Source organism: Brevibacterium sp. MGP-B1 (assembly GCF_057766545.1).
Map to the genome: position 1 here is coordinate 2,015,483 of NZ_CM173407.1, position 12,238 is coordinate 2,027,720.

General features: G+C 66.3%; 11 protein-coding genes. 5 read left to right on the plus strand and 6 right to left on the minus strand.

Annotation, left to right across the window (positions count from 1 at the left end):
• Positions 1 to 87 precede the first annotated feature (87 nt).
• Both mnmA and AC3CD9_RS09195 read right to left on the minus strand, forming a co-directional pair.
• A complete protein-coding gene (mnmA, locus tag AC3CD9_RS09190) occupies positions 88 to 1,302 on the minus strand; it encodes a tRNA 2-thiouridine(34) synthase MnmA (RefSeq protein ID WP_488367340.1) in 1,215 nt (404 codons plus the stop codon).
• Positions 1,299 to 2,510: a cysteine desulfurase family protein gene (locus AC3CD9_RS09195; protein ID WP_488367341.1), complete on the minus strand. Its 1,212-nt coding sequence runs from the start codon at positions 2,508 to 2,510 to the stop codon at positions 1,299 to 1,301. Before AC3CD9_RS09195 ends, mnmA begins: the two co-directional genes overlap by 4 nt.
• Before the next feature lie 114 nt (positions 2,511 to 2,624).
• Here AC3CD9_RS09195 and AC3CD9_RS09200 point away from each other — a divergent pair, with 114 nt between their 5' ends.
• Positions 2,625 to 2,975, plus strand: a complete 351-nt coding sequence (locus AC3CD9_RS09200; protein ID WP_025778593.1) for a hypothetical protein — start codon at positions 2,625 to 2,627, stop codon at positions 2,973 to 2,975.
• A 149-nt stretch (positions 2,976 to 3,124) separates the two neighbouring features.
• Positions 3,125 to 3,517, plus strand: a complete 393-nt coding sequence (locus AC3CD9_RS09205) for a hypothetical protein (RefSeq protein WP_488367534.1) — start codon at positions 3,125 to 3,127, stop codon at positions 3,515 to 3,517.
• A 30-nt stretch (positions 3,518 to 3,547) separates the two neighbouring features.
• Here the strand turns inward: AC3CD9_RS09205 and AC3CD9_RS09210 are convergent, their stop codons facing one another.
• From AC3CD9_RS09210 to AC3CD9_RS09220, 3 genes are all read right to left on the minus strand, one after another.
• Positions 3,548 to 5,194 carry a hypothetical protein gene (locus tag AC3CD9_RS09210; RefSeq protein WP_488367342.1) on the minus strand — a complete coding sequence of 549 codons (1,647 nt, stop codon included), beginning with the start codon at positions 5,192 to 5,194 and terminating at the stop codon, positions 3,548 to 3,550.
• A 188-nt stretch (positions 5,195 to 5,382) separates the two neighbouring features.
• Positions 5,383 to 6,369, minus strand: coding sequence for a tetratricopeptide repeat protein (locus AC3CD9_RS09215; protein WP_488367535.1), 987 nt, complete (start codon positions 6,367 to 6,369; stop codon positions 5,383 to 5,385).
• Positions 6,370 to 6,526: 157 nt separating this feature from the next.
• A complete protein-coding gene (locus tag AC3CD9_RS09220) occupies positions 6,527 to 8,146 on the minus strand; it encodes a DUF8094 domain-containing protein (RefSeq protein WP_488367343.1) in 1,620 nt (539 codons plus the stop codon).
• A gap of 228 nt (positions 8,147 to 8,374) precedes the next feature.
• Here AC3CD9_RS09220 and orn point away from each other — a divergent pair, with 228 nt between their 5' ends.
• The 3 genes from orn to AC3CD9_RS09235 all read left to right on the plus strand — a co-directional run bounded on the left by orn (position 8,375) and on the right by AC3CD9_RS09235 (position 11,109).
• Positions 8,375 to 8,959 carry an oligoribonuclease gene (gene orn, locus AC3CD9_RS09225; RefSeq protein ID WP_488367536.1) on the plus strand — a complete coding sequence of 195 codons (585 nt, stop codon included), beginning with the start codon at positions 8,375 to 8,377 and terminating at the stop codon, positions 8,957 to 8,959.
• A gap of 117 nt (positions 8,960 to 9,076) precedes the next feature.
• Positions 9,077 to 9,448, plus strand: coding sequence for an ArsR/SmtB family transcription factor (locus AC3CD9_RS09230; protein ID WP_062862026.1), 372 nt, complete (start codon positions 9,077 to 9,079; stop codon positions 9,446 to 9,448).
• Positions 9,445 to 11,109: a SulP family inorganic anion transporter gene (locus AC3CD9_RS09235; protein WP_488367345.1), complete on the plus strand. Its 1,665-nt coding sequence runs from the start codon at positions 9,445 to 9,447 to the stop codon at positions 11,107 to 11,109. The genes AC3CD9_RS09230 and AC3CD9_RS09235 overlap by 4 nt, the downstream gene beginning before the upstream one ends.
• A gap of 7 nt (positions 11,110 to 11,116) precedes the next feature.
• On the opposite strand, the gene AC3CD9_RS09240 is transcribed toward AC3CD9_RS09235, so the two are convergent.
• Positions 11,117 to 12,037 (minus strand): SCO6745 family protein, encoded by a 921-nt coding sequence (locus AC3CD9_RS09240; protein ID WP_488367346.1) that lies wholly within the window; start codon positions 12,035 to 12,037, stop codon positions 11,117 to 11,119.
• Positions 12,038 to 12,238: the final 201 nt, after the last annotated feature.

Genomic DNA, 12,238 nt, shown 5'->3' on the forward strand with positions numbered 1-12,238 from the left:
CCCCAGAGTATCGTCAGTGGCAGACATCGGGCCCGAATCCGTCACCTCGGTTAGGTGCGGCGCCTCAGGCCCCTGCGTCGAGACTGCTCAGGCGCCAGCAAATTCGGGTGCCGGGGTGATGCGGTCCTTGGCCGTGGAGTCGATGGTGGCCTGGCCGAGGACACGGGTGCCGCGGTAGATGACCATGGTCTGCCCCGGGGCCACTCCGGACAGCTCCTCATCGACGTCGACGTGCATGAGCTGCCCGGCCGGACGTGCGGCAGGCACCTCGACCTCGTCGACGATGGGGTTGACTTCGTGTTCGGGCGCCTCGGCGACGAATTCGCCGAGCCACGCACGGGCCGGCACCGGATCGGCGTGGGCACGGATCTGCACTTCGCAGTCGATCCCGGTCTCCGGAGTCGAACCCATGTCCGAGGGTGCGGCTCCGGCCCAGGAGGTGCGGATTCCGGTCAGATGCGAGACCGCGAGGTCGGCGCGCGACCCGACGGTGACGGTGTTCGTGGCCGGGTCGAGGCCGGTGACGAAACGCGGCTTGCCATCACGAGCGGGCTTCTCGATACCGAGGCCCTTGCGCTGACCGATCGTGTACGTCATCGCCCCGTCGTGACGCCCAAGCACCTCACCCTCGGAGTCCTTGATGAGTCCGGGTCGCATCGGGATCTTATCGGCCAGCCAGGCCTTCGTGTCCCCGTCGGGGATGAAGCAGACGTCGTAGGAGTCGGGCTTGTTCGCTACGGAGAATCCGCGCTCGGCCGCCTCGGCGCGCACTTCGGCCTTCGACGCCGTCGCACCGATCGGGAAGTAGCAGTGCTCGAGCTGGTCAGAGGTGAGCACACCGAGGACGTAGGACTGGTCCTTGGCCAGATCCTCACCGCGGTGCAGTTCGGGCCGGCCCTCGTCGTCACGCAACACTTCGGCGTAGTGGCCGGTGGCGATGGCGTCGAAGCCGAGCGCCAGGGCCCGGTCGAGGAGGGCGGCGAACTTGATGCGCTCATTGCAGCGCATGCACGGGTTCGGGGTGCGTCCGGCGGCGTATTCGGCGATGAAGTCATCGACGATGTCTTCCTTGAACCTCTCGGAGAAGTCCCAGACGTAGAAGGGGATGTCGAGCATTCCCGCCACGCGGTGGGCGTCGCGGGAATCTTCGATCGTGCAGCAGCCGCGCGATCCGGTGCGCAGGGTCCCGGGCATCCGGGACAGGGCGAGGTGAACGCCGACGACTTCGTGTCCGGCGTCGACGGCACGGGCGGCTGCGACGGAGGAATCGACTCCGCCGGACATGGCGACGAGTACTCTCATGATGCTCCTTGCATCCATCGGGGTGTTGCCGAGACCATCCCGGCTCGGCGTGCCTGGTCGACGACCGCGGGAAGGGCCGTGAGCAGGGCATCGACATCGGATTCGGTCGTGTCGTGACCGAGCGTGAAGCGTTGGGTGGTGCGGGCGCTGTCCTCATCCAGTCCGCAGGCCAAGAGCACATGGGAGGGACGGGAGACACCGGCAGAGCAGGCCGATCCCGTCGAGGTGGCCAATCCCCTGGCGTCGAGGCCGAACAGCAGCGAGTCCCCTTCGCAGCCCGGGAACGTGAAGTGGGCGTTGGCCGGCAGGCGGTCCGCTCCGCGCGGACCGGAGAGCACGGCACCGTCGATGCTCGATTCGATTCCCGCGATAAGGCGGTCGCGCAGCCCCGACAGTCGGGTCGACCGGGACTCAAGGTCTGTCGTGACGAGGTCGACGGCGGCGGCGAAGGCCACGGCACCGGCGACGTCGAGGGTGCCCGAGCGCACGCTGCGCTCCTGTCCCCCGCCGTGAAGGATGGGCGTCGGGCTCGCTGCGCGGTCGAGCAGGAGTGCGCCGATGCCGACGGGACCGCCGATCTTGTGCGCGGTGATCGTCATGGCCGTCGCCTTGAGTGCCGCGAAGTCGAGCGGAATCTGTCCGAGCGCCTGCACGGCGTCGACGTGGAAGGGAATGCCGAGTTCGGCGGCGATCTCACCGATCTCGGCGATCGGCTGCAGAGTGCCGATCTCGTTGTTCGCGGCCATCACGCTGATGAGCGCGGTGCGTTCGGGTTCGCGGCGCAGTTCGGCGGTCGCCGCGTCCAGATCGAGACGTCCTGCCGAGTCGACGTCCAGGTAGACGGCTTCGGCGCCGAGGCTCTCCAGCCACTCCACGGTCTCGAGGATCGCAGGATGTTCGATCGTCGTCGTCAGCACCCGTGGGCGCGCAGGCTCCGTGAACGTTCCGTTGTTGCGGGAAAGGTAGAGGCCCTTGAGAGCGAAATTGTCCGCCTCGGTGCCTCCGGAGGTGAAGATCACCTCCGACGAGGTGGCCGCACCAACCGCGCGGGCAATTCCTTCGCGTGCTTCTTCGATGCGCATCCGCGCCGCCTGTCCGACCGCGTGCAGGGCCGAGGGATTGGCCCGACGGGCCAGCTCCTTCGTGTACACCTCGAGCACCTCGGCGGGCATCGGCGAGGTGGCTGCGTGATCGAGATAGATGGGCACCCTGCAATTTTAGGGCGTGAGCCAGGCTACGGCCAGGATCCGTGCGGCATCTCACCTGCGCAGCGGCACATCCGGACGAGTTGCCCGCCGGTGTGGCCGACTAAACTGGTCTCCGTGTTCACCGTTTTCACCATCGTCCTCTATGCCGCCACCGGCATCCTGACCCTGTGGTCGATCATCGAGACCATCCGCAACCGTCCGGCCGGCAAGGCCCTGCTCGGCGGTGCCGCTCTGCTTCTGCTGCTGCTCATCGTGCAGCTGATCATCTCGATTGCGACCTTCGGCTCCACGCATGATGTCGACCCGCTGCTCTACTTCGGCTACATCATCACGGCGATCATGGTCATGGCGCTGGCCGGGTTCTGGGCGTTTGCGGAACTGAGCCGCTGGGGGCCGGGTGTGCTGGCCGCGGCAGGACTGACGGTGATCGTGATGATCGAGAGATTGGACCAGATTTGGCAGTGACCAGGCGCAATCGGTTCGGCGGAGATTCCGCCGACGATGCGAACTCAGCAGACAGCGCGAACACGGCAGGCAATGCGAAGTCAGTGGGCGACGCGGACTCCTCGGCCGCCTCGGCGAGGGGAAAGACGGGACGGTCGCCGTTCTCGGCGATGCATACCGGACCGGGACGGGCGCTGACGGCGGTGTACGGGGTCTTCGCTCTCTCGGCCACGGCCCGGGCGGGCTACCAGCTCATCCGCGAATTCGATGTCGCGCCGATCGCGTACTCGCTGTCGGCGCTGGCCGCGGTGATCTACATCCTCGCCACGGTCTGCCTGGTCATCGGCAATCGCGTCTCACACCGGATCGCCGTCGCGGCCTGTGCGATCGAGTTCGTCGGCGTCATCGTCGTCGGCGTCCTCAGCCACACCCACCCCGAGGACTTCGCGAAGCCGTCCGTGTGGTCGAACTTCGGCAGCGGATACGGCTATATTCCGCTGCTCCTGCCGCTCATCGGCCTGTGGTGGCTGCTGCGCGTCGGCCGCCGCGCCAGCCGCGGATGACAAACAACGCGAACCGCGGCTGAGCGCGAGTCACTCCACCTTGGAGGACAGGACGTTCCAGTCGGTGGCGACGGCGGTGAGTTCGTCACCGGTCTTCATGAGCACATAGGGGTGCGCGGTGTCGACCTTGATGGTGTCGCCCTCTTTGTCGTTCGTCTTCACGGCTTCGACGGTGTCGCCGAGGTCGAGTGCGTAGTCCGACGGTGCCTTGATCGTCAGGGTGCAGCGCACCTCGCCCATTCCGATCGCGCCGTTCTCGGTGCTCAGGGTCATGTCCTCGAACTTGAGGTCCTCATAGGGCTTGCAGTCGACGTCGACCTTGTCGAAGCCGGAGTCCTTGTCCCGCAGGTCACCCAGATAGTCGCGGAATCCCTTGAATCCGCCTTCCTTGAGGCCCTCGGGACCCCCGGACTTCGCCTTGCCGTCGACGAGGAACGACGAGACGTCACCCGACGCGGTCGTCAGATCCTCGGAGAAGTCCTCCGGTCCCTTCTCCACGGCGCCGCTGTCATCGGCCATGAGGGTGGGCATCTGGTCGGTGGGGATATAGGACGCCGAACGCACGAGCGGATCGGTCGACGCCGATTCCCGCGTCACCAGCATCACCTGGGTCAGCTGCTTGTCCCCATCCGTGGACTTCTTGTCCGCGGTTCCGAAGGCGTAGAACCACATCGGATATTCGGTGAAGTTCGGGCTGCCGGCGACGACCTCGGTGAAGTTCGGTGCGCGCAGCTTCTGCTTCGCCTTGTCCGCGATCTGGATCTGCGCGCGGGTGTGGTCGATGAGCGGTGCCGCCTGGATCTTGTCGAGGTCGGAGCCCTTGTCGCCGAGGGTCTTGTCCAGCGATTCCGTGTAGTTCGTCATGAACTTCCCGGCCTCTCCGGCACGCACCGCCGTGCGCTCGTACGGAGTGGTGTCCGGGCTGCTGGGTTTGGCGATCGGCATGTTCGCACAGCCGCTGAGCACGAGTCCGGTGCCCAAGACGGAGGCCGTCACCGCGCGGAAGGACCGCCGGTTCCGCAGATCCCGTCGCCGAGGCGGCGCCTGGCCGGCCGTGTCCGGCTGCACTGTCGAGATCGGCTGGGTCGCCGGCCCCGGCTCGCCTTTGACCGTGCGGTCTGCGGCCGGTTCCCGGCCGCCGCGGCCAGAGCCGCTGCCGGGTCCGGGTCCGCTGTCGTTGCTGTCCGGTCCGCTGCCGCTGCTGTCGGGCCCGCTGCCGTTCGGGCGTCCGACGTCCTTCTTCGGCGGGCGGATGCGCGAGGCCCACCAGCGCATGAAGAAGAACACCGAGAATCCGGCGAGGATGATCGTGCCGGCAATGCCGAGCAGGCTGAGTGCGAATACGCCCTTGACGCGCATCTGGAGACTCACCGTCGTTCCGTCGAGACTGTCATCGGAGTTCGCAGGAGCGATGACGAGCACCTGCGGTTCGGCATCGAGGTCAAAGGTCTTCGCGACCGTCTTTCCCGTGTCCTGGCTGATCCACCAGTCGCGATCGGTGATATCGGCCTCCGGCTTCGCATCACCGGGAGTGAACCGGTGGGAGGCGGAGTTCGGGAACGACACATCACTGATCTGCTCCTGCGCCACCCCGTCGAGGTAGCTGTCGGCGTCGACCCCGCTGGCGGTGCCGACGAACAGCTCCGTGCCCTTCGAGTTCTTCGCCGTCACGGTCACGCTCGAACCCGAATAGGGCACGATCGCCTCGTCGAGAACGACGGCGTAGGCACCGTCCTTGACCTTGAAGGCCGGCGTCTCGGTGATCTCGTCGGTCCCGACGACCGAGAGCGCAGAGATGACCAGTCCGGCGAGCGTGAGTGCCGCTACGCCGAAGAGGATGGCGGTGATGAGTCGGATTCGCTGGATCAGAACAGTGCCCTCATGAGTGCGGTCCGTGCCTTGGTCACGGCTGGGTCGTCGGCGCCGAGGACTTCGAAGAGATCGAGGACCCGCAGGCGCAGGGATTCCTTCTCATCGCCGGCGGTGGTGCGGATGAGAGAGATGAGTCGGTTGAAGGCGCTGCCGGCATTGCCGCTGACCACTTCGGCGTCGGCCGCGGCCTTCGCCGCCTCGACGTCTTTGGGGTCCGCATCGGCGGCGGCGATGAGATCGGCCGGTTCCTGGTCGATGAGGCGGCGGCCGAGGCCTGCCCGGGCGAGGCCGAACTTCGCCTCTTCATCGGCAGGAGAGTTCGCCAGCGCGGCCTTGAACAGGTTCTCGGCGGTGTCGAAGTCGCCCTTGGCGAGTGCCTCTTCGGCCTCCGGGTGGGCGGGGCCGGCCGGTTCGGGCTCGGCTCCCCCGACGGCTGCATGACCGGTCACACCGTTCTCACCGGCGAGCTTGAGCAGCTCGTCGAAGTACGCCTGGACCTGCGGCTCGGGCAGAGCAGTCTGGAACAGCGGCACGGGCTGCCCCTTGATGAGGGCGACGACCGTCGGGATCGACTGAACGCCGAAGGCCTGCTGCAGACGCGGGTTCGCATCGACGTCGACCTTGGCCAGGACCAGACGTCCCCCGTAGGAGGTGACGACGCGTTCGAGGATCGGCGAGAGCTGTTTGCAGGGTTCGCACCATTCGGCCCACAGGTCGATGACGACGGGCACGCGGTCGGAGATCGCCACCAGGCTGGTGAAGGTCGATTCGTCGACGTCGAAGACCAGTCCCGGAACGGCGACCGCATTCGGGTCCCCACCGGCCTGGCCGCCGGCAGCACCGGCAGCTCCGGCTCCCGCACCGGCGGCGTGACCGCCCTGACCGGTCTGACCGGCCTGTTCGGCGGGCATGTTCTTGCTGCGCACCGCCGACAGGTCGAGTCCCTGATTGGGCTGCGTGCTCTCCTGCGAGGGATCCATTGACACGTGGTCTCCTTTGTGACGCGGTCGGTGGGCTCGGCGCAAACCGTGACGCACCTGGTCCTTGCTTATCCAACAGAACGTATCAACACCGGTGCGCCCACGACTATTTCCTCAGCCGTCAGGGAAGGAACACCACGGTGCCGACCCTTCCGCCTCAGCCTGCTTCGGCTCCGGCGAGAGTCTCGAGACCGCCGATGAGCTTGACCTTGCCGTCCTTGGGAACGAGGAAGGTGAGCACCTGGGTGGTCTTCGTCGTCACCGGTTCCTTGGTCGTCGCGGAACCGACGAGTTCCTTCTGCGGCGACGACAGCGACAGGGTGCCGGTGCGACCTTCCTTCGACTCGGGGCTGATCGTCGACTCGGCGTCGATGACTCCGGTGACGATAGCGGCGTCCCCGGCGGTGCCCTGGGCGACGAGCTCCTTGCCCGGAGTGTACTTGTACTTCACCTCGGCCTTGCCTTCTTCGGCACTGGCCTTCTGGTCCTTCTGGTTCTTCCAGATGGACTTCGAGAAGTCATCGGACTCGAACTTCTTCGCCTCCTTCGAGTCCGCTCCGCTGCCGAGGGCCTTCGCATAGTCGGCGACGGCCTTCTCCGGAGTGGTGACGAAGTCCTTGGATCCGGGTTCGAGCATCTTCGCGCCCTGACGTGAGTCGGGCAGCTCAGGCAGCTTCGTGCCGGCCGTCAGCTGGGTCTGCGACCACAGCTTGTAATTGCTGCGCGGATCCTCCTGGGTCAGCACGAGCAGCTGCGAATTCCCTCCGGCGGAGGTGATCAGGCTGGTCACGCGCGGCCAGGCATCGGTGGCCGAGGTGTAGTTGGCGACGATCTCTTCGCTGGCCACCTCCGGCGCCATCTTCTGGTCTTCGACGTCGTCTTTCACCTTGTACAGGTCTTCACGCTGTTTGAGCGCGGGACCGGCGGCACGTTCGGCCAGTGCCTTCTTGTCGGTCTTCTTGTCCGCGGCCTTGACGTCGGCGGCCACGGAGTCGAGGATCCGCTTGGCCTGGTCGTCGGTGACTCCCGCGGCCGCGGAGCTCGGAGCTTCGGAGGGCTCGGGCTTCGGCAGCTCTTCAGGCCCGCAGGCGCTCAGGGCGAGCACGGGGACGACGGCGAAGGCGGTGCCGTATTCGGCGAGCTTGCGGCGGCGCTCCTGGCGCGCCTTGCGGCGGTTCGCTTCCTTCTTCGAATTGTTCGCGCCGAGGAAGAGGAGGACGACGCCGCCGATGAAGAGGACACCGCCGATGATCATCAGCGGGAGCGCCCAGGGAGTCTCGGCATGGTTGGGCCAGGTGAGGGTCACGGATTTGACGGCTCCGGCTTCGCCGTCACCGGCGATGAGGAATCCGGTGCGGTTGGCATCGTCGTTCCACTCCAGTTCCACCGAATCGGTGCCAGTGACTTCCGACTGCCACAGATCGGCCCCGGCGGGATTGGGAACCTTGCCCTCACCATCGGTCGCCTTGGTCGTGAGCTTGCCGCCTTCGGCGAGTCCGGTGACGCGGTCATAGGCGGACTGTCCCGCCCAGGCTTCGACGTTCTCGATCGGAGCTTGGGCGATCGTGAGGTCACCGCTGCCCTTGACCGTGAGTGTGGTCGGGGTTTCGTAGAGGTTGAGCATTCCGGGGTCGACGATGACCGCCGGTTTGTCGGCGTCGATCTGTGCGGTGGCAGTGATCGTATCCTCCGGCGCCCACAGGGTCTTCTGCAGGATGCCGAGGCCACCGACGACGACACCCACCACCATGAGAATCACAGCGAATGTGTAACGCACGTGCGAACCTTCCCTCAGCCGAGCAAAAATGGCACCCCTGGTACGGGGACTCTCCAAGTTTAAGTCACATCCCGGACATCGCCTTTGTGCGCACGCTCAGTGTGTGTCGACGTTCACACGTCCAAGCCGCGCAGCGGCGCCGATTGCACCCCGGAATGTCCCGTTCCCTGCCGTCTGCCCTAAGCTGGGCGGGTGAGCAACAACAGAATTGTGTGGATCGACTGCGAAATGACCGGCCTCGACGAGGTGCGGGACGAACTCATCGAGGTGGCTGCGATCGTCACCGACTTCGAGCTCAACCCCCTCGACGACGGAATCGACATCGTCATCAAGCCCTCGGCGGATGCACGGGCGAACATGAATGAATTCGTCACGAACATGCACACCACCTCGGGTCTGATCACCGAACTCGATGCGGGCGCCACCGTCGCCGAGGCGCAGACCCGGGTCCTCGAATACGTGAAGAAACATGTCCCCGAGGCCGGCAAGGCACCGCTGGGAGGGAACTCGGTCGGCACCGACAAGGTGTTCCTCACCAAACAGATGCCCGAACTCGTCGAGCACCTGCACTACCGGATCATCGACGTCTCCTCGATCAAGGAACTGTCCAAGCAGTGGTTCCCACGCGCCTACTTCCAGGCACCGGCCAAGCACGGCGGCCACCGCGCGCTCGGAGACATCATCGACTCGATCATCGAGCTCCAGTACTACCGGAAGGCCGTGTTCTCCGCCGAGGGGCCGAGTTCCGATGAGGCGAAATCGATTGCCGCCGAGGTGGCCGAGGCCTACCCGAAGGCGACCGACGAGGACTGACCGCCGCCTGCCGAGGCGATCGTGAGCACAGCCCGGTTCCGCAGCTGCGGAACCGGGCTGTTCATTCTCTGAGACCAGCCGGGTCTGAACCCGAGCAATCGATATGATGGTTTCATCATGCCATTGAATCAGCTTCAGCGACCCCTGTACGAAGTCAAGGCGAACCTCTTCAAGGGCCTCGCCCACCCCTTCCGCATCCGCATCCTCGAGCTGCTGTCCGGCAACGACGAGGTCAGTGTGGCCGATCTGCAGGCCGAGACTGCGCTCGAGGCCTCGCACCTCTCGCAGCATCTCGCGGTGCTGCGGCGCCACCGTCTCGTCGAATCCGAACGTCGGGCCAGCCATGTCTACTACCGCCTCGCCGACCGGCGCACCGCCGAGCTGCTCGCGGTGGCCAGGAGCCTGCTGCTGACGATGCTCGAAGACGATGAGCAGCGACTCGCCGAAGCCCGTTCGCTGCCGAAGATCCCGGGCGCGGATACCGCATGAGCCCGACATCGCTGCTGCGCCGCACCCGGTCTCTGCTGCCGTCGGTCGCCGACTACCGTGAGACCCGCCGCTCCTGGCCGAAGGACCTCCTCGCCGGTGCCACCGTCGGCATCGTCGCCCTGCCCCTCGCTCTGGGCTTCGGAGTCAGCTCCGGGCTCACTGCCGAACAGGGACTCATCACCGCAATCGTCGCGGGCTTCCTCGCCGCGGTCTTCGGCGGATCCCACCTGCAGATCTCCGGTCCCACCGGTGCCATGGCCGTCGTCCTCGTGCCGATCGTCGCCAGCCACGGCGCCGAGGCCGTCATCGCCGTCACCCTCATCGCCGGACTCATCGTCGTCGTGGCCGGACTGCTGCGGCTCGGCCGGACGGTGTCCTTCATCCCCTGGCCGGTCATCGAAGGCTTCACCGTCGGCATCGCTGCGATCATCTTCCTCCAACAGGCGCCGTTCGTAACGACCCCCGATGATCTGGCTCCGGGCGAGGTGAGCACGAATGCCTTGGCCGCCGCCGTGCAGCTCGTTTCGTCGGCGGACTGGTCGTATCTGCCGTATTCGCTGGGCGCGGTCGCGATCGTCGCCGTCTGCATGCTGCTGGCTCCGAAGATCCATGAGTCGATTCCCGGATCCCTCGTCGGCATCATCGTCGTCACCGTGCTCGCCGGAATCGTGCCCAATCCCCTGGCCACGATCGAAGAGATCCCGCAGTCGCTTCCGACCCCCAGTCTGCCGGCCATCGACCCGGCCGTCCTGCCGACCCTGCTGCCGGCGGCGGGCACGATCGCCGCGCTCGCGGCCATCGAGTCGCTGCTTTCGGCCAGGGTCGCCTCGTCGATGTCCGATGCCGGCGCCTACCAGCCCGACCGTGAGCTCGTCGGTCAGGGCGTCGCCTCGATCGGTTCGTCGCTCTTCGGCGGCATCCCTGCCACCGGTGCCATCGCGCGCACCTCCGTGAACATCCGTGCCGGCGGGCGCACGCGCCTGGCCTCGATCGTCCACGCGGCCGTGCTGCTGCTCATCGTGCTGGTGGCTGCGGGACCGGTGAGTCGGATTCCGTTGGCGGCCCTCGGCGGAGTCCTCTTCGTCACGGCGGTGCGGATGATCGATCTCAAGACGATGCGGTCGATTCTGCGCTCGACGAAGTCCGACGCCTTCGGGTTCGTCATCACCGCGCTCATCACCGTCTCCTTCGACCTCATCGTCGCCGTGGGCATCGGTGTCGTCGCTGCTGCGGTCTTCGCTCTGCGGAAGCTGTCCTCGACCACCTCGGTGCGCATCGAAAGACTCTCGGAATCAGAGTCCGCGGATCCAGATGATGAGAGGATCGCGATCGTCCACTTCCACGGACCGCTGTTCTTCGCCTCCGCCGATCGCATCTCCGATGAGGTCCTGGGGCTGCGGGGAGTCGAGGTCGTCGTGCTGCGGATGTCCCAGCTCGAACTCGTCGACGCCACCGGAGCCCACATCCTCACCGATATGGTCACAGCCTTCGAACGCCGCGGGATCACGGTGCTCATCAAGGGCGTCAGAGACAGCCAGGCCGGGCTGTTCGAACAGGTCGGGGTGCTCGCCGCGCTGCGTCACCACAAGCATCTCTTCGATGAGCTTCCGGCTGCCCTCGCCCATGCCCGCTCGCATGTGGAGCGGGCACGGCAGAGCTGAGCGTTCCTCAGCCGGCCTTCTTCTCGGGACGGGCGAAGATGTTCGACGGGAAGGCACCTGACTTCGCGATGACGCGCAGCAGGTCCCGGCTCGGCGAGAGCAGCGATTCGATCGTCTGGTCGTCAAGGACCGACCACGCGGCCGCAACGGTGCCGTCGGTGAGGGCTTCGACCTGTTCCTTCAGGTCACGTCCCGCCTCGGTGATGGTGGGGAGGTCGTGTCCGCGGTCGTCCTTGTCCACGGTGATCAGCCCCGCCTCGGCGAGCCTGGACTGCGCGGTCCGCCATTCCTCATCCGTGTAGCCGCGGGTCTTCTGTGCCGCTCGCGGGCGGAATCCGGCACCGGTCGCAACGTCGAGCATAAGGGCGTCGATTCCGGGCACACCGGCGGTGACGAGGGAGGCGACATGGCCGTCGCCGCGGAATTCGCGGGCCACGGTCGCCACGTCCCACATCTTCTCGAATGCGGTGGCCGCCTCATGGCCGCCGATGACGTCGGCGGTGGCCGCGGCCAGGGTGCGGCCGGAGAAGTCCATGGCGGCGAGCACGGGTGCCAGCGTCTCCGTCATCTGGGTGGCCGCCTCGGTGAGCAGGGCGATGTCGTCACGGTCACCGAAGAGTTCGGCCATGTACGCGCTCACGGCGTCGAAGCGGGCCTGGACCATCTGCTCCGGACTCACCGTCTCCCACAGGCGCGGCAGCATTCCGGCGACGAAATTCGGGGAGTAGTTGTAGTACGCGGCGGACACGACTCCGGGATTCACCCGTCCCAGCGGGGCCGAACGGGCGGCCATATTGCCTTCGACTCCGGGTTCGAGTCCGTACTCGGCGTACTCGGCGCCGACCGTCTGTGAGAAGTAGATCGACGAGTGGAAGGAGTTGATGCGGGCCGAGACAGTTCTGATGTTCTGTGTGCGCTGGGATTCCATATCGTCATCCTATGGGCGGTCCCGCCCCAGGTAAATGGTTCTGCGCGTGCATCGTCGCCGCTCTGATCGGCGCAGGAGATTAGCGCAGTCCCATAGGACCTAAATCGCTTGCCCCTCCCCCGAGGCGGCCGGACTTCCGCGTCGATCCGCGCACCGGCGCGCCCCTCCGGTCGTGTCCATTTGCCGCGTCAGGACCCGGTG

What these genes read in the sequence shown, in the direction of transcription:
- AC3CD9_RS09230 (WP_062862026.1), top strand. Translation starts at nt 9,077, where the DNA reads ATGCCATTGAATCAGCTTCAGCGACCCCTGTACGAAGTCAAGGCGAAC.
- orn (WP_488367536.1), top strand. Translation starts at nt 8,375, where the DNA reads ATGACCGGCCTCGACGAGGTGCGGGACGAACTCATCGAGGTGGCTGCG.
- AC3CD9_RS09235 (WP_488367345.1), top strand. Translation starts at nt 9,445, where the DNA reads ATGAGCCCGACATCGCTGCTGCGCCGCACCCGGTCTCTGCTGCCGTCG.
- AC3CD9_RS09205 (WP_488367534.1), top strand. Translation starts at nt 3,125, where the DNA reads ATGCATACCGGACCGGGACGGGCGCTGACGGCGGTGTACGGGGTCTTC.
- AC3CD9_RS09240 (WP_488367346.1), bottom strand. Translation starts at nt 12,037, where the DNA reads ATGGAATCCCAGCGCACACAGAACATCAGAACTGTCTCGGCCCGCATC.
- AC3CD9_RS09215 (WP_488367535.1), bottom strand. Translation starts at nt 6,369, where the DNA reads ATGGATCCCTCGCAGGAGAGCACGCAGCCCAATCAGGGACTCGACCTG.
- mnmA (WP_488367340.1), bottom strand. Translation starts at nt 1,302, where the DNA reads ATGAGAGTACTCGTCGCCATGTCCGGCGGAGTCGATTCCTCCGTCGCA.